Below are 18,900 nucleotides of genomic sequence, written 5' to 3' on the forward strand. Positions count from 1 at the left end.
CATGACAGGTGAACGCGATCTCGATGCGCTGCTGAGACACATGAAACCGGAGATGCGACCGGGCATCTTCGTATTCTGCATGATCCCGCCAAACGAGCCCATTCCCGCAAGCACCAGTCCGCTACTAACGTTTCGCGAGCAGGAAGGAACGACGCTGGTAATCCTGCGTGAAGAAGCCGAAGCGGCAGGATTACGCACCGCATTCGCCTCACGCCTGATCACCCTTACAATTCACTCCGCGCTCAATGCGGTGGGGTTTCTTGCGGCCATCACGGCGCGTCTTGCCGAAGCCGGCATCAGCGTAAACGCCGTCTCGGCCTTCCATCACGACCATCTTTTTGTGCCCGCGGACAAGGCTGATGAAGCGATGGCCATCCTGCAAGAGATGTCCAGAGCGAAGCGCCTTTAGCCCGGATGGAGCGAAGCGCAATCCGGGGCGGTGTATGCGCGGCTATAGGTTTCCCGGATTACGCTTCGCTCCATCCGGGCTACCGGTTCAAACTCTTAATCCGCGACCGCGACCGCCTCGATCTCGATCAGCCATTCCGGCGCGGCGAGTGCGGAGACGCCGACAAGCGTGCTGGCGGGCGGCTCCATGCCTTCGAAGAAGACGGAGCGGGCCTTGCCGATGATGGGGCGGAGTTCGGGCTTGTAGCCGACGACGAAGGTCGTGATCTTCACGATATTAGCGTAGCTCGCACCGGCCGCCTTCAGCGCGTGACCGAGATTCTGCATCACCTGCGTGGTCTGGGCGGCGAGATCGCCCTCGCCGACGATCCGGCCCTCTTCGTCCACCGAGACCTGCCCGGAGATGTAGATGGTGCGCGCGCCGGTGGCGGTGACGACGTGGGAATAGGCCGGATTGTGATGCAGGCCGCTGGGGCGGAGATGGTCGAGCTTGGGCATGGGCTTGCTCCCGGAGATTTGTGATTGGGAGCGAGCGTAGCCGCAGAGTGCGACAAGGGCTAGACGTTTCGCCCCTCAATTACAGGGCTTGCTGTCCTTGACGTCGAATTTGCCCATCGCGCCGGAAATGACAAAGTCGTTGTAGTCGAGCACGAGCTGGCGGGAGACGCCATTCTCGTAGAGCTCGAACGACATCGCATAGACCGGCGTCTGCTCGCCTTCCTTCTGCTGGGCTTCGCGATCGAAATAGCTGACGGTGACGGGCCAGCGCTTGAGCGATTTCATGTGCTCATCCGACGTCGACGGATCGGGCGAAGCGGTGCGGTCGTCGGAGATCGGTTGCCCGATCACGGTCAACGTGTTGTAGACCTTCTGGCCGTCGTCGGAGCCGTCGTAGACCGAGAGCTCCAGCAGCGGCTTGCCGTCCTTGGCGGCGGCAATGATGCGCTGGATCTGCTCGGTCGGGAACACGACCTTGCCGTCGAGGGTGAAATTTTTCGGCTCAGGCAGCTTCAGCTTGACGTTGATGTGGTCGCCGTCGCGTTCCGCCGAGCCGTCGACCAGGCCAGCCTCGGTCTCGTTCATCCGCGTCTCGATCTTGAAGCGGTAGCTCTTCCCCGCCGCATCCTCCCAGGAATTGGAGCGGAGATCGCTGAGTGTGATCTTGCCCTCGCCGCTGTCGAGCTCGGAGACCTGGCGGAATTCCGACGTGTAGCCTTCGCAGCTACTGCCGGCGAAATTGTAGAGGATGCGGCCGCGCGCGCTGTTGATCGAATTGGAGCGCGATTTGACGAGGCTCAGATCGTAGAGCGCCTGGTGCGAGAGAAACGGACCACTGGCCGCGTGAGCCCCGCCGCCTGCCCCGAAAGCGGTCGCCGCGAGCGCCATCACACCGAGCGAAGTCCGGAAAAGGTGCACCATGTCTGTCCCTTGGGAAGCGCAGATTCGACACTTTAATGACCGTTCCATTGCGTCGCAACTGCGGCGGTTTCACGTAAAGTTGCACCTCTTCGTTGAACCTCCTGTCCTGCCTCAGGAAAATGCAGTCCGGTCCGCCACCCCCGCCGCCCTGCCGGCTTGCTTGCATGTGGCGGCACGATGGGCGAAACAGGGCGCGCCCGGCCGCCAACGGACGCGCCGGGACGGATGAATTTTGGGACAACGAGGTCGAAGATGGCGGGCACGGTCGAACAGAAACTGGCTGAACAGGGCATCAAGCTGCACGAGGCCCCCACCCCCGTGGCCAACTACGTGCCGTTCGTGCGCACCGGTAATTTGCTGTTCGTCTCCGGCCAGGTCTGTTTCGCGCCCGACGGCAAGCTGATCGCCAAGGGCAAGCTGGGCGCCGGCGTCTCGCTCGAAGACGGCGCGGCGGCCGCGCGCGGCTGCGCCGTCAACCTGCTGGCCCAGGTCAAGGCGGCGCTCGGCGACCTCGACAAGGTCGTGCGGGTGGTGCGTCTTGGCGGCTTCATCAACTCGGCGCCCGACTTCCTGGACGGGCCGAAGGTGCTCAACGGCGCCTCCGACCTGATGGTCGCGGCCTTCGGTGACAAGGGTCGCCACGCCCGCACGACCGTCGGCGTCGCCTCGCTGCCTGCGGATGCGGCGGTCGAGGTCGAAGGCGTGTTCGAGGTCGCCTGAGGCCGATGCGCGCTCCGGATTGGCTGACAGCGCGGCCGGTCGCCCATCGCGGCCTGCATGACATCTCGCGTGGTATCGTGGAGAACATGCCGGGCGCAGTGCAGGCGGCGATCGCGGGCAATTTCTCCATCGAGGTCGACATCCAGCTCTCCGCCGACGGCGAGGCCATGGTCCACCACGACCATGCGCTCGGCCGCCTCACTGAAGCCACTGGCGAGCTGGTCGAGAGCACCGCCGCAGCGCTGAAGACCCTCAAGTTTAGGGATACGGATGAGCGAATGATGTCGCTGTCCGACCTTTGCGCCATGGTCGCCGGCCGCGTGCCGCTGGTGATCGAGGTGAAGAGCCATTTTGACGGCGACCGCAAGCTGGTGAAGCGGATGGCCGACGTGCTGTCGACGTACAGCGGCCGCGCGGTCGGCATGTCCTTCGACCCCGACCAGGTACTGGCGCTGCGCGAGCTGCTGCCCTCCCGCCCGCGCGGCATCGTCGCGCAGCGGAGCTATGAGGACGAGTACTGGGCGAAGCTGACGAGGGAACAGCGCGACAGCATGCTGTACCTGCGCCACGGCTTTCAGACCCAGCCGCATTTCGTCGCCTTCAAGGTCGACCATCTGCCAGCTCCCGCCCCCTGGATCGCCCGAAACGTGTTCGGCTGCGCCCTGCTTGGCTGGACCGTGCGCACGGCGGAGCAGCGGACGCGGGTTGGCCAATATGCCGACCAGATGATCTTTGAGGGATTCGTACCGTAGGCTTGATGTTCCCTACTCTTGAAGTCGCTGCTGCAATGCACGATCTTGGGCAAGATGGCATCATCTGAAATCACACTCGAGGCTGTACCCTCGATTGGCGAGGTATCTGCCGAGGATTGGGACGCCTGCGCCAATCCCGGCGGCAAGTGCAACGGGCATGGCGCAGGAACCTCATCCGGGCTTCCAGGCGATTCTCTCGGCCTCTCAAAACCTGCCTACAACCCTTTCGTCTCGCACGCATTTTTGTCCGCCGCTGAGAAATCAGGTTCGGCGACTGTGCGCACCGGCTGGGGGCCGCGGCATCTCGTGGCCAAGATCGACGGCCGCGTCGCCGGCGTCGTGCCCTGCTATCTGAAATCGCATTCGCAAGGCGAATACGTCTTCGACCGCGGCTGGGCGGACGCCTATGAGCGGGCCGGCGGCCGCTACTATCCAAAGCTCCAGGTCTCAGTTCCCTTCACGCCGGCGACGGGGCCGCGGCTGCTGATCCGTGACGGCGTTGATCGCGAGCGCATCGCGGAGGCGCTGGCGGGCGGGCTGGTGGCGCTGTGCGGCGTCAGCAAGGCCTCCTCGGTACACGTCACCTTCGCGCGCGAGGCTGAATGGAAGCTGCTCGCGGAGCACGGCTTCCTCCAGCGCACCGACCAGCAGTTCCACTGGCATAACGAGGGCTTTGCGAGCTTCGACGACTTTTTGGCGACCCTGAACTCGCGCCACCGCAAGTCGATCAAGCGCGAGCGGCGTGACGCGCTCGCCGCCGGGATCACGATCCACTGGCTCACGGGCCGCGACATCACGGAGGACGCCTGGGACGCCTTCTTCGGGTTCTACATGGAGACCGGCTCGCGCAAATGGGGCCGGCCTTACCTCACGCGCGAATTCTTCTCGCTGATCGGCGAGACCATGAGCGATGACGTGCTGCTGGTGATGGCCCGCCGCAACGACCGCTGGATCGCGGGCGCGATCAACTTCATCGGCTCGGACACGCTGTTCGGCCGCAACTGGGGCGCGGTCGAGCATCATCCGTTCCTGCACTTCGAGGTCTGCTACTACCAGGCGATCGATTTCGCGATCAAGCGCGGCCTGACCCATGTCGAGGCCGGCGCGCAAGGCGAGCACAAGATCGCGCGCGGCTACCTGCCGCGGACCACCCATTCCGCCCACTTCATCGCCGATCAGGGTCTGCGCCGCGCTATCGCCGATTACCTCAAGCGCGAGCGTGCCTATGTCGCGGAGGCCGGCCGGGAGCTGGCCGAGCTCGGCCCGTTCCGGAAAGACGCCGACGAGGCGCCTTGACGGTGTGCTGTGGCTGGTGACAGTAAGCGCAAAATTCCAGGGAGCCGCTGAGGAGCCGTCATGACCGCCTACGACCCCAACAACATCTTTGCAAAGATCCTGCGCGGCGAGTTTTCCTGCCACAAGGTCTATGAGGACGAGCACGTGTTCGCTTTCCTCGACATCATGCCGCGCGTACCCGGCCACACGCTGGTGATCCCGAAGGCCCCTGCCCGCAACATCCTCGACATCAAGCCCGACGATTACGCCCATGTGGCCCGCGGCGCGCACAGAATCGCCGCTGCCGCGATGAAGGCGTTTAACGCCGCCGGCATCACCGTGCAGCAGTTCAACGAGGCGGCCGGCGGACAGGTCGTGTTTCATTTGCACATGCACGTGATGCCGCGCCACGATGGCGTGGCGATGCTGCCGCCCGCGAGCCGCAAGGAAGACGTCAAGGTACTGGAAGAGAACGCGACCAAGCTGATCGCGGCGCTGAAGGCGGGCTAAGTCTCTCTCCGCTCGTCATTGCGAGCGCCCCGTAGCCCGGATGGAGCGAAGCGCAATCCGGGACCGCCCCCGCATATCGCTTCGCTCCATGCGGGCTACGATCGCCCCCTCACTCCGTCTGAAAATCCCCCGCCTGCGGCGCGGCCAACGGCGTGAACTCGCAACGGTCGGGCTTGAGGTCGATCAGCGGCGTATGGTCGATGCAGTCGAGGCCGCGCACCAGGATCGTGCTGCCTTCGATGCCGACGAGCTTCACAATCGAGGTGCCGATCGGATTGGGCCGCACCGGCGAGCGCAGCGAAAACGTGCCGCGGGTTTTCTCGTTGTTCTTCGGGCTTTGCAGGACGATGTCGCGGCGCGACTTGTCGAGCCAGTACAGCACTTCGAGATTGCTGTAGAAGTCGACGCCCTTGATCGCCGGCACAAACGGCTCGAAAATCTCCAGCCGGCACACTGGACCGTCGACGCGACCCTGCCGCGGCGTCTCCAGCCGCGAGGTCCAGGGTGTGCGGATACGACCGATGAAGAAAAGGCCGGCGTCCTGCGTCGGCGGCAGCTCGATGGCGACCTCGCCCTCGCGGAGCTCGTTTTCGCGAACCATATGTCCAGTTCCCTGCTATTCGGAAGCGATTTTAGCCCAACCACCACTTGCCGGCCAGCATGAAGACTTCGCCGGCGACCACGCCCGCAAAGATCGAGCGGCGGGTCAGCAGGAACACGACGAGCCCGGCGCACACCGCACCATAGCGCAGCACGTCCGGCACGCTCGCAAGCGCGCCCGGCGGCTCGACCACGATCTGGGCGATGACACCGGCCAGGATCGCGGTCGCGACCGCCCTCACCCAGACCAAAAGCTCCGAGCCCTCGTCGATGCCGCCACCGAACCACAGGCCGAGCATGCGCCAGATCTGATTGGGAATGACGCCGGCGACGAAGAGCACGAACAGCGCGTGCCAGTCGCCAATGAGTTGCGCGGCGCTCATGCGCGCACCTCACGCCACCAGTGCACGCCATAGGCGATCGTGCCAGCCACCAGGCCGCTGACGAGGATGTCGAGGCCGGAGCTCATCTTCGCGGCCAGCGGATAAAGTAGAACTCCGAGCGCCAGCGCGACAACGTCCGCGACTTCGCGGCTGTTGCGCGCGGTCGAGAACAAGAAAGACAGCGGCGTGAGCAGCAGGATCGCGGCGCCCAGCGTCTGCGTCAGGTTGGCGGCGAGGAAATAGCCGATCGTGTTGGCAGTAAGACACACCGAGACCAGACCGAAGCCAAGTCCGTTGACGAAGGCGATCCGCCGCTCGCGCGGCACCTGCGGCAGGAAGCGGTGGCATTCGACCCACAGCGTCACGGCCGTGAGATGCGCCGCGAAGAACAGCTCACGCCGCTTGGTCGTCGGCGTGCGCATCAGCGGCAGCACCGAGACCACCATCGGAAACAGGCGGATGGCGCTGACGGTGACCGCGATCGCCGACTGAATCACGGTCGCGCCTGAGCCGAGCGTGGTGATCAAAATGATCTGGGCCGGACCGGCCCAGACGAACAGCGTCGAGGCGAGCGCCCAGGCCAGGCTGAAATGGGTGTCGTGGGCGAGCGCGCCAATGCCGAGGTAGGTTGCGAACAGGACGAGAGTGAGGATCGTCTGCGTGATGGCTCGCAGCCCCCACGCAAAGGCGCGCCAGGGGCTTTGCCATTGAGGTGAATCGAGCGGAGGAAATGCCACGGGAATTTTGGCCGGGGTGAGGAATCGTGCCCGCATAACGGGCAATGCGGCCGGCCTCGTCAAGGAAGCGCGCGGCGGGGCTGGCATGCGTGCAAGGCGAGCGCCCTACCCGGTCACACCGCGGTTCTTCAGCACGAAGCAGGCGCCGCCAGCCTTGCGGATACGGTTGCAGAGATCGTCCGCCTCGCTGCGTGTGTCGGCACCGATGCGCACCAGGTAGAAGGCGCGCGTGCCGCGGCTGCGCATCACCGAGGAGAGCAGGCTCGGATCGCGGTCACCGATCACGGCACTCAGGCGCGTCACCGCGCGGGAATACATCGCCAGCGCCTTGTTGCGGTCGAAGCCCGCGGCAAGTTGCACGCCCCAGATCTTTGCGGCGGCGAGCTGCACATGCTGCTCGAGCTCGGCCACGAAGGGATTTGGCGCACGCTTCAGGAGCGCCATCAGATCGCGGCAGCTCGTCGGCGGCGAGCTCGCTGGTCCCTTGCCTGTGCTGCCCGCCTTGGCCCACGCATCGACCGTCGCACCGGTGATGGCGAAGACATAGTTGCGGGTCTGCTCGGGCATTCCGCCGGTGCCGGCGAGCCATTCCTGCACCCGCCGTGGCCCGGCATTGTAAGCAGCCGCAGCCAGGCCGAGATTGCCGAACTGGTTGCGCAGCTCATTCAAAAACTCAGCCGACTTCGGCAGCGCCTGGACCGGATTGAAAGGATTGAGCAGCCCGCGCTCGCTGGCGGTGCCCGGCATGAACTGCGCAATCCCCTGCGCGTGCTCGCCGCTGCGCGTCATCGGGCCCACCGCATCGACCTGGAAACGGCTCTCCTGCCAGATCACGCGGGCGAAGAATTCCAACGGCAGATTGGCATCGCGCGCGGCCGCCTCGATGATCAGGCAGATCGATTCCCGCGTGTCGCTCTCACGCGCATCCGCCGGCTTCTCGGGCGGCATCGCAAGCTCCTCGACGCTCGGGACCGCGACGTCAGTTTTTGCCGGTGAGCTATCCCATGCCGCCGCCTGTGTCACCGAGACGAGCAGTGCGGCGATGACGCGCCATGCAATCTGCATCAACTGCGTGCAGGCATCGCGGTGGCGCGCGCCGGCGCGGCATGCAACAAGGTGATCTGCCATGTTGTGGCATCGTGCCATGGTTCGACGAGTTGCCAATATATGCCTGACCTGTTTCTCCCAATGCGCTTCCCCGCCAAACGGATCCGCGCGGTCCTTGCCATCGCCGCAACTATCCTGTCCGCCGCGCCGGCCATGGCGCAAGTCAATTGGCGGATGACCACGGAATACCCGCAAAACAACATTTCCGGGATCGGGCTGACCAGTTTCGCCGATCGGGTCGCCACGCGCACAAACGGTTTCGTGACCGTGGCCAACGCCTTCGACAACGAGCTCAAGATCAGCTCGGGCGAGATGCCTCGCGCCGCGGCCGATGGCCGGATCGCCGGCGGTGATGCCTTTGCGGGTGCACTGTCCGGCCTCGACCCCGTGCTCGGCCTCTCCACCCTGCCCTTCCTGGTCCAATCGGCCGACATCGCCCGCGCCGCCAATGCGCGGGCCCGCCCGCTCTACGAGAAGGCGTTGGCAGCGCGCGGTCTCAAGCTGCTCTATCTGACGATCTGGCCGGCGACGGGCCTCTGGTCGGACCGTTCGCTTGCAGGGGCTGACGATTTACCGAAGCTGAACTTGCGGGCCTACGATGCCAATTCGAGCGAGGTGATGCGCGCGGCCGGCGCGAACGCGCAATTCCTGCCGATGGACACGGCGCTTGCCGGGCTCAGGGAGCGCCGGCTGAATGCTTTCCTCACCTCCGGCGATGGCGGCGCGGGACGCAAGCTCTGGGACTTCCTGCCCTATTTCACGGCCATCAACTACGCGATGCCGGTCTCGATCGCCTTCGTCCGCAGCGAGGCGTTTGCCGCGCTGCCCGAACCGATGCAGCGCGAGGTGCTGGTCGCCGCAGCCGAGACCGAGCAAAGCCAGTTTGCGCTGCTGGCCCATCGCACCGTCGAGAATTATGCGCGCATGCGCGACAACGGCGTCAACATCACCGAGCCCGCACCGGCGTCGCTCGTCGCCGCGCTTCGAACGGCCGCAACGGGCGCAATCGCCACGTGGGAGGCCCAGGCCGGCGCGGATGCGACTGCGATCGTCGAATGGGCGAGACAGCAATAAGGCGAACCGCGGCGGCCGTCGGCACGCCGCTACGGTCCGGCGATGAAATGTCCGCCAGTCCCGCCTTTCGCCCGCTTCGGTCTTAAGTCGAGACGGGCTTTTCTGCGCTGATTGCGCGGTCGAGGGCATCGATCAGTGTCTGAAGCTCGACGAATTTGTTCCGTGCTCGCTCGGCCTTGTCATGATCAAAAGGAGCGGCCAGTACCTTTGCATGCGGATCTCTGTCCTCGATCATGCGATCACGAGCCTTCTTCAATATTTCAAGTCGCGCGTTCATCTCTGCTTCTCCACCAACATCTGCTCGGCCGCGACCTCAGGACTCAGTCGAAGCCTCCCGGAAGCTCGCCCTTTCGGAAGAACACCGTAGGTTCATCATCATAGTCACCCATTTCGGCATCGCCGCTGGACGAGAACGCAACGACGCCGAGTTTGCTCAATGCCAGTCTCTCCGCCGTTCGCAGCGCGCCGCTTTCGGACTTGCAGACGATGGGAGGGTCGGCCTTCAGATTTCCACCCTTGCCGGCGTTGAACGCCTGCACCACGTAGGTTGTTTCACGGACCATGACGGCACCTCTGACCTGTTGGCAAACGGAGTTGACGTCAACGACCGTGAAGGCCGCGCTCAGCGGCGCATCGCTTCGATGAGCGCGGAAATCCTGATCGTTGCGAAACTGGAGAAGGTGTCCGACACGGCATATGGCAAGATGATCTGGTCATTGTGCCGCATCGCACCGCAGGTGTAGACGACGTTGGGGACATACCCTTCGCGCTCGGACGGTTCAGGCCGCAACAGCGGCTCGACCGAACGCGCCAGCACCTTGGACGGATCGCGCTTGTCGAGGAGCGCGGCTCCGATCGAGTATTTACGGATCGGACCGACACCGTGCGTCAGCAGCAGCCAACCTTCGTCAAGTTCGATCGGCGACCCGCAATTACCGATCTGGACGAACTCCCAGGGAAATTGCGGTTTCAGAAGGGGGACCCCGCCGCCTTCCCACGTGTAGAGGTCGTCCGAATAGAGCAGGTACAGATTCTCATTGTCTTGTCGCGCGATCATGGCGTAGCGGCCGCCGATCTTGCGTGGGAACAGCGCCATGCCCTTGTTGTATGACGCAGCCCCCCGCAATGGCGTCAGTCGAAACGACATGAAATCGCCGGTCTCGATCAATTCCGACCGGATCGCGCGTCCGCTGTAGGCCGTATAGGTCGCGTAATAGGTCTCCCGATCGCCATCGCTGAATTTGACAAAGCGCGCATCCTCGATGCCGTTCGATTGGGATTCGGTAATGGGAAAGATGACCCGCTCGCTGAGGTCTTCCTCAGGCCTGAACGTCAATTCCACACGGTCACCGTCCGGCCCGGATACGCGATCGGTGATCCTGGGGACCGAGGCAAGGCGCGCCGTCGGGTCGACGGCCAGGCTTCCGTCAGCCGCAATCGTTCCGGTTCGAAACGTCAGTGACGAGACATGCCCCTCGCCGACGCCGCGGAGACTGATGATGAAGCGCAGACCCCCTTTCGGCGCCCCCGATTGATCGGGGTGCGGGACGATGCTGGGGTTGAACAAGGCGGAGGCTTCGAACGAATATTCACTGAGAAAATAGGCGCCGACCAGCTGACGCTGGCTCTTCGAGAAGACGCCATGCGTCGCGAAAGCATCCTCCATTTCGTCCGCGCGGGTCTCGAACCTCTCCAGGAGGTTACGATGTCGCCCCTGGAAATTGTCGAGGACATCCGCAAGCTGAACCGCGACGGCTTCCGAACTGAGCGCGAGAACCCGGTCGACGATATGATTTGCACGCATCTTGTCGGTCGGGTTCAGGTCGCGGGGTTCGGTCGTCGGCTTGAAGGGCCGCACGATGACTCGCGCCGGATCGGGGCGCAAATGAAGCCCCTGCCGGTTCAGGAAAGAAGCTTGTGACACGGTATCCTCGGCTCGCTGAATGAAAGGATGAAGTTCAGGCGCTCACGGCGCGCAAGGCTGTGGGCCTTGTCAGGCTCGGGTTGACGCGCGCAAGCTGACGCATTTCCGCGAGTCCAAGGAGATAACAAACAACCGACTCGCCCCCGCGGTTTTCGTTGGCACGATCGGGGTGCAAGCCATCCCGGCAACTGCCAGTAAGCGGATCGACCAGCGCCACCGAGAGATCGTTGCTGCCGAGGAACCAGGCGAAGGCCCGCGTGGCCTTGGCTTTCCATTCGGCATCGCCGTCGGCACGCCACGCGGTGAGGCAGGCAGCGATCGTTGCCGTTGCCTCCACGGGCTGCTGATCAAATGCACGGGGATGTTGCCGCCGTTCGCCGAAGCCGGCGGTGCCGACCGGCCGGAAATGCCCTGCCGCGGTCGTCTGTTGCGTCATGAGCCAGCGCAGAGACCGCAATCCGGCATCGAGATATTGAGGCGTTTGCGTCGCCACGCCCGTGAGTATCAGGGCCTGCGGCAATCGCGCATTGTCGTAGGCCAGCCCTTCCTCGAACCACACCCAGTCCGGCGTCTCGACCGAGGCCAGACAGGACATCAACCTGCCGGCAAGGGAATGCCGGACTTCCCTGGCGTGCAGATCGTCCGGAGTTACAGCGCAATAGGCGTCCAAACCCAGCAGCATGAACGCCCACGCGCGGGGCGAACGAAAGCTCTCCGCGATCGACAATGCCCGGGCGAACAAGGCGGCAGCCCACAGGCGCCGCGACGGACTTGCGTCTCTGCGTGCGGCCTCACCCAAGGCCCATAGCGTCCGCCCGTGACTGTCTTCGGACCCTCTGTCTTCGAGCCAGGTTCGATTGAAGCCCATGAAGTTGCGAAATTGCCCGGTGTCAGGGTTCCAGGCGTGCTGCACGAATGCCGCAAACCGGCTCGTCAGGACTTCCGACAGGGGCTGTTCGCCTGGACTGTTGAGGGCGCAGGCCAGCAACAGCGCTCGGGCATTGTCGTCCACGCAATAGCCGTGCGCGCGATCCGGCACCGAATGGACCGCGTGCTGGAACAGGCCGACATCATCGCACATCGACAGGAAATAGCTGATCTGCATATCGGGCGGCGCAGGGCTACGTGGCTCCGGCGTGTTCATCTCGGGGCGCGCGAAGACCTTCAACCGATGACCTTGCCGCGCATTCTCGAAGACGGACACGTAGCTCTCAGCCACGCGCTCCCATGTCATCATCCGGCTCGCCGCATAGGCGCGCCGAGACATCGCGTGCCGGCGGGCATCGTCGGTCAGCAGGTTCGCGATCTCGTTGCCGATCGCCGCGGAATCGCCGAAAGGCACCAGCACACCGCACCCGTCGGCAAGCAATTCGCGTGCGTGCCAGTAAGGCGTCGAGACCACCGGCTTCCCCAGTCCGAAGCTGTAGGCCAGGGTTCCAGAGGTCATCTGAGCCTCGTTGAGATAGGGCGTGACATAGACGTCGCACATCGAGATGAATTCGAGCAGCGTCGCCAGATCGGCAAACCGGTCGAAGAACACCACGTGGTCGTCAATTCCGAGTTCGCGCACCCGCGCCATCAGGCTCTCGCGATAGGCCTCGCCCTGGTTTTTGACCAGATTGGGGTGCGTTGCGCCGAGCACGACATACACCGCATTCGCGCAGCGCTTCAGAATCGACGGCATGGCGTCGATCATGACCTCGATGCCTTTGTTCGGTGACAACAGGCCGAATGTCAGAATGACCGATTTCTGCTCAAATCCGAGGGTGACTTTCGCTGCATCGGGCGCGGCGAAGGCGACATCGGGAATACCGTGGGCGATAACCTCGATCTTGTCGTCGGGCACCAGGTAGACGTCACGCAGCAGTTCGCGGCCCTTATGGGCCATCACCACGACCTTCGACGACGCCTCGACGATGCGCTCCATCACCATCCGTTGCGCAGGTGTCGGATTGGCCAGAACGGTATGGAACGTCGTCACCACCGGCATGGCAAGGCGGGACAACAGCACAAGGATATGGGCCCCGGCTTCACCGCCGAAAATCCCGAACTCGTGCTGCAAACACACGGTGTCGAACCGGCCGGCATTGAGGAAATCCGCGGCCCGCATGTAGTCCTCGATATTGCCGTCCTTGATCTGGAACGCGACCGCCGGAGGATAATCATAGGCTTGACCGCGATCGGTCATTGCCACGATGCAAGTCTCCAGATCCTGGCGCGAAACCGATATCGCGTTCTTCAGGTCGGTCGTATAGGTCGCAATTCCGCACCGGCGAGGCAGCGAGTTGCCGATGACGGCAATACGGCGGAGCGGCGTCATGTCGGCACCTCGATGCTTTCTCTTGATGTCGAAAAATGCACGGCCTCAGCAACCGCGGCAGATATTCTTCAGCTTGGCTGCGGTTCTGGCCTCTTCCGCCATGAACGGGTCTTTGTAGGCAGCCCGCGCTCCGTCTTTTTCGGCAGCAGTGGCTTGCTGCGCTTTTGGCGGAAACGCAGCATCGTAACAGGCGAGCCGTCCGCTCGTGCTTTCAATCGCACGGCAGTCCGGCTCTTTCGCGACAGCACCCTGCACGAATGTGCCAAGCGCCAATGCGACGATAAGTATTTTCATGCAGTTATGTTTCCTGTCGGAGAATCCGGGCGCGCCGTTTGATGAGCCGACGGCGGCTCCTCATGCCTCGAACTGATCGAACTCGTCGGAGAGCAGAATCCGGCCTTGCGGCGTGCATATCCGGACGTCGATATAGCCTTCCTGCAACAGCTCCCTCGCCTTTTTCAAAGCGGCAGCCGTCGTGGTGCGGCCCAAGCTCACAAAGCCGCTTTGATCGCGTCCGCTCACCAGATATTGGAGCGAAGTCCTATCCACGCAGAAAGGCCGCAGCAGCCACCAGGAACAATAAAAACAGCGGGACGATCACCGGCGGCACGATCCACTCGGCCAGGCGAAATCGAGGCATGCGCCCTCCTCCTCGTTCGGCGGGAGCGCGAGTGACCCTCAGTCACCGATGGATGCCATGGGAAGGGCGGTGATCGGCGGACTCTACGCTTACGCCCTGCGAATAGCGAGCTTTAAAACCGTACGCGACATCGACGCGGCGGCGTTGCCTTGGCCTGCGGCCTCGTTTAGGTCACGCAATATAGACGGCAGCATCAACACGGGCACGACCAGCATGGTGACAATCTATTTCGATCTCGACGGCACGCTGACCAACCCAAAACCCGGGATCACCCGTTCGATCCAGTACGCTCTGGAGCGGCTGGGCCTCGCGGTGCCGACCGAGAACGAGTTGACCTGGTGCATCGGGCCGCCGCTGCATGCCAGCCTGCAAAAGCTGACCGGCAGCGAGAAACTCGCCGATCGAGCCCTCCTGCTCTACCGCGAGCGCTTCAGCGACATCGGCCTGTTCGAGAACGAGGCCTATGCCGGTATCATGGACACCCTGACAACGCTTGCCGCGACAACGCCGCGCATGTTCGTCGCGACCAGCAAGCCCGTGGTCTATGCCTCCCGCATCGTCGATCATTTCGGCCTGAAACCCTATTTCGAGCGCGTGTTCGGCTCCGAGCTCGACGGCACGCGCGTCGACAAGCGCGACCTGCTGCGCTACGCGCTCGACGAAGCCAGGGTCGATCCCGCCAGCGCGATCATGATCGGCGACCGCAGCCACGACGTGGTCGGCGCCCGCACCAACGGCATGACCGCGATCGGCGTGCTCTATGGCTATGGCAGCGAGGCCGAGCTGAGGGATGCCGGCGCACATCACATCTGCGCCGCACACCCCGAGCTGCTCGGCCATTGCGTGGCCTAGGCGTTCACCCTTCGACCGCCGCCAGCATGCCTGTCTTCGAATGGCAGTTCAGATATTCGAAGAACTGTTCGTCCGCGGTCGCTACCGTGACCTCATGATAGAGCCGCAGTTTTGCTGAGGGCCCGAGCGTGGATAGATACTTCATCGCCGCGCCAAAAATCTTGACATGGGTTGGATGCGACTCCGCCCAGCGCTCCAGCGCAGCGAGACTCTTCCACCAGCTCTGGCCGTAGGATTTTTCGCTCGCGCTGCCGTCGGCGGAGAGCACGCCCATGTAACGATTGGCGTAGCAGCCGATCGCAAGGCCATCGTCGCGTAGAAAGTCCATGCCCTCGCGCAGCACCGGCTCGACATCGTCGAGATAGAGTTTTCGCTCCGACGCTTCTGTGTCACTCCAGTCTTGTCCCGAGCGGATCAGGCAGAGATTGTCATGCGCTTTCACGCGCAGCCGCGCTCCGTCACGGATCAGTTCTGGAGACCCGCCAGGCGCCATCGCGTCGGTCTGCGACAGCGGAATGCGGTCGCGCATGCCGCCCCAATAAGCGTGCTCCTGCACCTCGCCGCTCATGCCGTCGGCGATGACGGCGACCCCCTCGGCCCGACCGAGCGAGGAGAACAGCGTCTCATGCCGCTCGACCGAGGGGCGCAACACCTCGATGAAGGTGCCGACGCCCTCTCGCGCTTTGCCAGTCCAGGCCTCGCGCGCCGAAGCAAACCAGGAGTCGAAGCGTGCGACGTCGTCCCAATAGGCGACCGAGACCACATTCTCATGGCCGGCCTGGTCGACATAGTGCGCGCGGTCCCAATGAGAGGGACCATGCTCGGCAGCGAAGAGCCCTGCGATTTCCTTCAGCGCGTCGGTCGCTGCCGCCGGCACCGTGCCGCGATGCTGCACGCCGAAATAGGCCATCACGACGCGGCTCACCGCGGGCTTGTAGCGCGCCACGAACGACGGATATGGCGGCTGGTAATCGTCCGGTACCCGCTTGTGGCGCGTGCGCTTCATTTCCAGATTCTGAGGAATAGCGGATTCCATGATCAAGCCTCCCCTGCCTGCCGCACTCAGCTCGACGCCGCTGCAATGTCCGTGGGCTCGACAGTGTCGACCGGCAGCGCAAACTGCTCGACGCGCTGATAGCGCTTCTTGTTGAGCAGCAGCCGCGTCACGTCGGGCCGCGAATAATGCCCGGCAGGATCGGCCGCGTTCTTGGCGACGCCAATCGCTCCGAGATCGATCTCGGCGATCAACAACCCCTCCTGGTCCGGCGCGAGCTTGTCGCCAATCTGGCTGCCGTCGGGCCCGTAGATCGCAGCGAACCCGCCGCCCACATGCAGCAGCGCGTTCTTGTCGGGCCGGTCGCAGAGCTCGTCGATCATGGCCTGCGACACGGTTGCGCAAGGCGCCAGCACGAAACAGGAGCCCTCGACCGCATAGACGCGCGAGGCGGCATTGTTGACCTCGGCGCCAAGCGCCGGCGCGAAGGGATCGTAGAGTGAGAAACTCGGCCACGCCGCGACGTGCACCTGCTCGTTCTGGGCATACATGGCGTATTTCGACAGCGGCTGGAGATGTTCCCAGCAGCACAGCGCGCCGATGCGGCCGATGTCGGACCGGGCGTGAACGGCGAGATCGCTACCGTCGCCCTCTCCATAGACAGTGCGCTCGGCATGGGTCGGCCGTAGCTTGCGGCGCTTGGCAATGGTTTCGCCATCGGGCCCTATCAGCCATTGCGCGAGATAGAGACTGCCGCCGTCACGTTCGGACAGGCCGAGCACCGCCGTCAGCTTCGCCTTGCGCACGGCGTCACGCAGCCGCTCGGCCTGCGGACTGTCATAGGACAGCGAATTGTCGAAATAGCGCTGCACAAAACCGCGGCCGATCGCCCAGGCCGGCGAGTCCATCCAGATATGCCAGGGGTAACCGGGGATGAAGGCTTCCGGAAAGGCGATCAGCTTGGCGCCTTTCTCCGACGCCTCCCTGATCAGCGCGATCGACTTGTCGATCGAGGCGTCGAGGTCGAGCCAGGCCGGCGCCGCCTGCACCACCGCCACCTTGTATTTCGGATGTTCGATGCCCATTGCCGCCTCCATTGCCGGTTGATCGGAGACCACGTCCGATGCAGTCTATTGGGGCAAGGCGGGCGGCCGGCGCTCGACCATGGCGGAACAAAAACTCGACCGGGAGGAATTGCCGCCCCGGTACGGAACTTGCCTCCGGTCAGGCCGGATCTGCGCCAACATGCGGCTTTACAGGATGTGAAAGGGAGGCTCTCCAGATGCCAATCCAGTTCACGACGGACGGCAGTCCCGGCTACCGGCGGCTGGCCCTCTGGCAGGACATCGTCTGCGACGTCTTCGTCGGGCTCGACTGCAAGTCGGACCTTGGCAGCGCCTTTCGCGGCTCGGTCACGCAGGCCCCGCTCGGCAAGGCCATATGCTCAGACGTCAGCTCCGACCGCCAGCACGTGTTCCGCACGCCCTCGCGCATCGCGCGCTCGGATCAGGATTTTGTTCTCGTCGCGCTCGGCAATCGCGGCGACGGAGGTGTGGTGCAGGACGGCCGCGAGACCGTGATCCATCCCGGCGAATTCGCCCTCTATGACACCACGCGCCCCTATGAGCTGAAGTTCAACGACACCTTCACGCAGACCATCTTCAAGGTGCCTCGTGAGATGTTGCAGCGGCGGCTCGGCGGCACCGAGGCCCTCACCGCGATCTCGTTCGGCGCCGACGTACCGCTCGAGCGGCTCGCCTATGATTTCATCTTCAAGCTCTGCCAGAGCGCGGACCGGCTGGCGCCGAACAATGCCGCCGCTCTGTCGGAGCAGGCCGTCGATCTATTGGCGATGGCACTGAGCGAACGGCTCGGCAAGGCGTCGCTGCCGTCCTCGACCCATCGCTCCGCCCTGCTCTACCGGCTCAAGGCGCACATCCGCAGTCACCTCTCCGATCCCGAGCTGTCGCTGCCCGAGACCGCCGCAGCCCTCGGCATCTCACCGCGTTACGTGAACGATCTCCTCGCCGATGAGGACACCTCGTTCCAGCGCCATGTGCTCGCTGAGCGCCTCGCCCAATGCAGGCGCGACCTCGCCTCGCCCGTGCTCGCTCACCGTCACATCAGCGAGATTGCGTTTGCCTGGGGCTTTAATGACGTCTCGCATTTCGGCCGCGTCTTCCGCGAGCATTTTGGCATGTCGCCGCGCGACTTCCGGCAGAGTCAGTTGCGGCATTGAGGCGAGGTCTGCCGCGAGCCCCGCCTACGGCACAAGCGCATCGCTGGGAGATGCGACGCGGGCCTTCATCGCTTCGCTCATGGGAAGCTGGAGGCTCTGTCCCTTCGGCGGAATCGGCGACTCGAACCACTTCGCGTAGAGCCTCCCGAATTCACCGGACGCCATCTTCTCCTTGATCGCGGCATCGACAAGAGCCTTGAACTCGGGATCTTCCCTGCGGGTCATCAGCCCGTAGTAGGACGGCGCATAAGTAGCCGCCAACATCCGGAATGCCTTGGGATCGGATGCGTTCGCGACCAGCCCGGCAACCAGGATATCGTCCTCGAACCACGCTGCGGCCCGGCCCGTTCCCAGCATGAGGAGCGACTCGGCATGGTCCTTGGCCTGGACGATCGTCACATTCAGCTTCTGGTCATCGAGGAGCTTCTTGGCTACCCCGAAATTCAGCGAGCCCTGCGTGATGACGACGGTCTGCCCGTCAAGTCCTTTCGGCTCCATCAGCGGCGACGAGGCGGACACCAGCCAGCGCGGCGATGCCACATAGGTTGCAACGGAGAACGCCACCTGCTTTTGCCGTTCGGCCGTATTGGTCGTGCTGCCGCACTCAACATCGATGGTGCTGTTCTGGAGCAGCGGAATGCGATTGGACGCATTCACCGGAACGTATTCGATCTCCAGCTCAAGCCGCTGCAACATGACTTTGATCTTGTCGGCCACTGCGGCACAGAGGTCGAGCGAGAGCCCGGTCGGTTTCTGATCTGCGCCGAGATAAGCGAACGGTATCGACGCCTCGCGGTAGCCGAAGGTGATCTTGCCGACCTCCTTGATCTTGTCCAGGGTCTGGCTCGCCGCTTGCGCCGCTCGAATATCGAGCAGCGCAAGCGACAGGGCCGCAACGGCAAACGTCGGCGAATTCCTGCGGATCATGTCAGCCTCCGGCCAGTTG

The 18,900-nt window shown here is 63.8% G+C and carries 23 protein-coding genes; 8 read left to right on the forward strand and 15 right to left on the reverse strand.

Features of this window, described 5'->3' with window-relative positions; translation table 11 throughout:
- Position 1: 1 nt before the first annotated feature.
- On the forward strand, positions 2-409 hold the full coding sequence (locus tag UP06_RS33885; RefSeq protein WP_045008048.1) for an ACT domain-containing protein: 408 nt from the start codon (positions 2-4) through the stop codon (positions 407-409).
- A 95-nt stretch (positions 410-504) separates the two neighbouring features.
- Here the strand turns inward: UP06_RS33885 and UP06_RS33890 are convergent, their stop codons facing one another.
- Together UP06_RS33890 and UP06_RS33895 are read right to left on the reverse strand one after the other, a co-directional pair.
- On the reverse strand, positions 505-906 hold the full coding sequence (locus UP06_RS33890) for a RidA family protein (protein WP_045008049.1): 402 nt from the start codon (positions 904-906) through the stop codon (positions 505-507).
- Positions 907-981: 75 nt separating this feature from the next.
- On the reverse strand, positions 982-1,827 hold the full coding sequence (locus tag UP06_RS33895; RefSeq protein WP_045008050.1) for a cell envelope integrity EipB family protein: 846 nt from the start codon (positions 1,825-1,827) through the stop codon (positions 982-984).
- 252 nt (positions 1,828-2,079) lie between these two features.
- Between UP06_RS33895 and UP06_RS33900 the strand changes: the two genes are divergently transcribed.
- From UP06_RS33900 to UP06_RS33915, 4 genes are read left to right on the forward strand one after another with little or no spacing between them, the layout of a single operon-like run.
- The gene (locus tag UP06_RS33900; RefSeq protein ID WP_045008051.1) at positions 2,080-2,547 is read left to right on the forward strand and encodes a RidA family protein; all 468 of its coding nucleotides are present in this window, start codon (positions 2,080-2,082) and stop codon (positions 2,545-2,547) included.
- 5 nt (positions 2,548-2,552) lie between these two features.
- Positions 2,553-3,299, forward strand: a complete 747-nt coding sequence (locus UP06_RS33905) for a glycerophosphodiester phosphodiesterase (RefSeq protein ID WP_045008052.1) — start codon at positions 2,553-2,555, stop codon at positions 3,297-3,299.
- A 54-nt stretch (positions 3,300-3,353) separates the two neighbouring features.
- Positions 3,354-4,595: a GNAT family N-acetyltransferase gene (locus UP06_RS33910; RefSeq protein ID WP_045008761.1), complete on the forward strand. Its 1,242-nt coding sequence runs from the start codon at positions 3,354-3,356 to the stop codon at positions 4,593-4,595.
- 60 nt (positions 4,596-4,655) lie between these two features.
- Positions 4,656-5,084, forward strand: coding sequence for an HIT domain-containing protein (locus UP06_RS33915; protein WP_045008053.1), 429 nt, complete (start codon positions 4,656-4,658; stop codon positions 5,082-5,084).
- A gap of 109 nt (positions 5,085-5,193) precedes the next feature.
- Here UP06_RS33915 and tsaA read toward each other — a convergent pair whose 3' ends face one another.
- The 4 genes from tsaA to UP06_RS33935 all read right to left on the reverse strand — a co-directional run bounded on the left by tsaA (position 5,194) and on the right by UP06_RS33935 (position 7,869).
- The gene (gene tsaA, locus UP06_RS33920) at positions 5,194-5,685 is read right to left on the reverse strand and encodes a tRNA (N6-threonylcarbamoyladenosine(37)-N6)-methyltransferase TrmO (RefSeq protein WP_045008054.1); all 492 of its coding nucleotides are present in this window, start codon (positions 5,683-5,685) and stop codon (positions 5,194-5,196) included.
- Between the two features lie 31 nt (positions 5,686-5,716).
- The gene (locus UP06_RS33925) at positions 5,717-6,067 is read right to left on the reverse strand and encodes an AzlD domain-containing protein (protein ID WP_045008055.1); all 351 of its coding nucleotides are present in this window, start codon (positions 6,065-6,067) and stop codon (positions 5,717-5,719) included.
- Positions 6,064-6,804 carry an AzlC family ABC transporter permease gene (locus UP06_RS33930; RefSeq protein WP_045008056.1) on the reverse strand — a complete coding sequence of 247 codons (741 nt, stop codon included), beginning with the start codon at positions 6,802-6,804 and terminating at the stop codon, positions 6,064-6,066. Before UP06_RS33930 ends, UP06_RS33925 begins: the two co-directional genes overlap by 4 nt.
- Before the next feature lie 105 nt (positions 6,805-6,909).
- The gene (locus UP06_RS33935; RefSeq protein ID WP_045008762.1) at positions 6,910-7,869 is read right to left on the reverse strand and encodes a lytic transglycosylase domain-containing protein; all 960 of its coding nucleotides are present in this window, start codon (positions 7,867-7,869) and stop codon (positions 6,910-6,912) included.
- 102 nt (positions 7,870-7,971) lie between these two features.
- Here UP06_RS33935 and UP06_RS33940 point away from each other — a divergent pair, with 102 nt between their 5' ends.
- Positions 7,972-8,985 carry a TRAP transporter substrate-binding protein gene (locus UP06_RS33940; protein ID WP_045008057.1) on the forward strand — a complete coding sequence of 338 codons (1,014 nt, stop codon included), beginning with the start codon at positions 7,972-7,974 and terminating at the stop codon, positions 8,983-8,985.
- Between the two features lie 82 nt (positions 8,986-9,067).
- Here the strand turns inward: UP06_RS33940 and UP06_RS33945 are convergent, their stop codons facing one another.
- Genes UP06_RS33945 through UP06_RS33970 form a run of 6 tightly spaced genes read right to left on the reverse strand, consistent with a single transcriptional unit; the run spans position 9,068 to position 13,778 of the window.
- Positions 9,068-9,262, reverse strand: coding sequence for a hypothetical protein (locus UP06_RS33945; protein WP_045008058.1), 195 nt, complete (start codon positions 9,260-9,262; stop codon positions 9,068-9,070).
- Between the two features lie 43 nt (positions 9,263-9,305).
- Positions 9,306-9,548: a hypothetical protein gene (locus UP06_RS33950; RefSeq protein ID WP_045008059.1), complete on the reverse strand. Its 243-nt coding sequence runs from the start codon at positions 9,546-9,548 to the stop codon at positions 9,306-9,308.
- Between the two features lie 59 nt (positions 9,549-9,607).
- Entirely contained in the window at positions 9,608-10,909 is a 1,302-nt protein-coding gene (locus UP06_RS33955; RefSeq protein WP_045008060.1) for a glycoside hydrolase family 130 protein, read from the reverse strand.
- A 34-nt stretch (positions 10,910-10,943) separates the two neighbouring features.
- Positions 10,944-13,229 carry a glycosyltransferase family 4 protein gene (locus UP06_RS33960; RefSeq protein ID WP_045008061.1) on the reverse strand — a complete coding sequence of 762 codons (2,286 nt, stop codon included), beginning with the start codon at positions 13,227-13,229 and terminating at the stop codon, positions 10,944-10,946.
- Between the two features lie 45 nt (positions 13,230-13,274).
- Complete coding sequence (locus UP06_RS33965; protein ID WP_045008062.1) at positions 13,275-13,523, reverse strand: type VI secretion system-associated protein TagO; 249 nt, start codon at positions 13,521-13,523, stop codon at positions 13,275-13,277.
- Between the two features lie 60 nt (positions 13,524-13,583).
- A complete protein-coding gene (locus UP06_RS33970) occupies positions 13,584-13,778 on the reverse strand; it encodes a hypothetical protein (RefSeq protein WP_045008063.1) in 195 nt (64 codons plus the stop codon).
- A 304-nt stretch (positions 13,779-14,082) separates the two neighbouring features.
- On the opposite strand from UP06_RS33970, the gene UP06_RS33975 reads away from it, so the two are divergent.
- Entirely contained in the window at positions 14,083-14,721 is a 639-nt protein-coding gene (locus UP06_RS33975; RefSeq protein WP_045008064.1) for an HAD family hydrolase, read from the forward strand.
- 4 nt (positions 14,722-14,725) lie between these two features.
- On the opposite strand, the gene UP06_RS33980 is transcribed toward UP06_RS33975, so the two are convergent.
- On the reverse strand, positions 14,726-15,757 hold the full coding sequence (locus tag UP06_RS33980) for a phenylacetaldoxime dehydratase family protein (RefSeq protein WP_045008065.1): 1,032 nt from the start codon (positions 15,755-15,757) through the stop codon (positions 14,726-14,728).
- A 26-nt stretch (positions 15,758-15,783) separates the two neighbouring features.
- A complete protein-coding gene (locus tag UP06_RS33985) occupies positions 15,784-16,800 on the reverse strand; it encodes a carbon-nitrogen hydrolase family protein (RefSeq protein ID WP_045008763.1) in 1,017 nt (338 codons plus the stop codon).
- A gap of 197 nt (positions 16,801-16,997) precedes the next feature.
- On the opposite strand from UP06_RS33985, the gene UP06_RS33990 reads away from it, so the two are divergent.
- Complete coding sequence (locus UP06_RS33990; RefSeq protein WP_045008066.1) at positions 16,998-17,954, forward strand: AraC-like ligand-binding domain-containing protein; 957 nt, start codon at positions 16,998-17,000, stop codon at positions 17,952-17,954.
- A gap of 24 nt (positions 17,955-17,978) precedes the next feature.
- Here the strand turns inward: UP06_RS33990 and UP06_RS33995 are convergent, their stop codons facing one another.
- Positions 17,979-18,881, reverse strand: coding sequence for an amino acid ABC transporter substrate-binding protein (locus UP06_RS33995; protein ID WP_045008067.1), 903 nt, complete (start codon positions 18,879-18,881; stop codon positions 17,979-17,981).
- Between the last annotated feature and the right edge of the window lie 19 nt (positions 18,882-18,900).

The organism is Bradyrhizobium sp. LTSP857 (genome assembly GCF_000938285.1).
Lineage (GTDB): Bacteria > Pseudomonadota > Alphaproteobacteria > Rhizobiales > Xanthobacteraceae > Bradyrhizobium.

What these genes read in the sequence shown, in the direction of transcription:
- UP06_RS33885 (WP_045008048.1), top strand. Translation starts at nt 2, where the DNA reads ATGACAGGTGAACGCGATCTCGATGCGCTGCTGAGACACATGAAACCG.
- UP06_RS33925 (WP_045008055.1), bottom strand. Translation starts at nt 6,067, where the DNA reads ATGAGCGCCGCGCAACTCATTGGCGACTGGCACGCGCTGTTCGTGCTC.
- UP06_RS33905 (WP_045008052.1), top strand. Translation starts at nt 2,553, where the DNA reads ATGCGCGCTCCGGATTGGCTGACAGCGCGGCCGGTCGCCCATCGCGGC.
- UP06_RS33990 (WP_045008066.1), top strand. Translation starts at nt 16,998, where the DNA reads ATGCCAATCCAGTTCACGACGGACGGCAGTCCCGGCTACCGGCGGCTG.
- UP06_RS33935 (WP_045008762.1), bottom strand. Translation starts at nt 7,869, where the DNA reads ATGCAGATTGCATGGCGCGTCATCGCCGCACTGCTCGTCTCGGTGACA.
- UP06_RS33915 (WP_045008053.1), top strand. Translation starts at nt 4,656, where the DNA reads ATGACCGCCTACGACCCCAACAACATCTTTGCAAAGATCCTGCGCGGC.
- UP06_RS33965 (WP_045008062.1), bottom strand. Translation starts at nt 13,523, where the DNA reads ATGAAAATACTTATCGTCGCATTGGCGCTTGGCACATTCGTGCAGGGT.
- UP06_RS33975 (WP_045008064.1), top strand. Translation starts at nt 14,083, where the DNA reads ATGGTGACAATCTATTTCGATCTCGACGGCACGCTGACCAACCCAAAA.
- UP06_RS33945 (WP_045008058.1), bottom strand. Translation starts at nt 9,262, where the DNA reads ATGAACGCGCGACTTGAAATATTGAAGAAGGCTCGTGATCGCATGATC.
- UP06_RS33985 (WP_045008763.1), bottom strand. Translation starts at nt 16,800, where the DNA reads ATGGGCATCGAACATCCGAAATACAAGGTGGCGGTGGTGCAGGCGGCG.
- UP06_RS33960 (WP_045008061.1), bottom strand. Translation starts at nt 13,229, where the DNA reads ATGACGCCGCTCCGCCGTATTGCCGTCATCGGCAACTCGCTGCCTCGC.
- UP06_RS33940 (WP_045008057.1), top strand. Translation starts at nt 7,972, where the DNA reads ATGCCTGACCTGTTTCTCCCAATGCGCTTCCCCGCCAAACGGATCCGC.
- UP06_RS33890 (WP_045008049.1), bottom strand. Translation starts at nt 906, where the DNA reads ATGCCCAAGCTCGACCATCTCCGCCCCAGCGGCCTGCATCACAATCCG.
- UP06_RS33950 (WP_045008059.1), bottom strand. Translation starts at nt 9,548, where the DNA reads ATGGTCCGTGAAACAACCTACGTGGTGCAGGCGTTCAACGCCGGCAAG.
- UP06_RS33895 (WP_045008050.1), bottom strand. Translation starts at nt 1,827, where the DNA reads ATGGTGCACCTTTTCCGGACTTCGCTCGGTGTGATGGCGCTCGCGGCG.
- UP06_RS33980 (WP_045008065.1), bottom strand. Translation starts at nt 15,757, where the DNA reads ATGGAATCCGCTATTCCTCAGAATCTGGAAATGAAGCGCACGCGCCAC.
- UP06_RS33900 (WP_045008051.1), top strand. Translation starts at nt 2,080, where the DNA reads ATGGCGGGCACGGTCGAACAGAAACTGGCTGAACAGGGCATCAAGCTG.
- tsaA (WP_045008054.1), bottom strand. Translation starts at nt 5,685, where the DNA reads ATGGTTCGCGAAAACGAGCTCCGCGAGGGCGAGGTCGCCATCGAGCTG.
- UP06_RS33910 (WP_045008761.1), top strand. Translation starts at nt 3,354, where the DNA reads ATGGCATCATCTGAAATCACACTCGAGGCTGTACCCTCGATTGGCGAG.
- UP06_RS33995 (WP_045008067.1), bottom strand. Translation starts at nt 18,881, where the DNA reads ATGATCCGCAGGAATTCGCCGACGTTTGCCGTTGCGGCCCTGTCGCTT.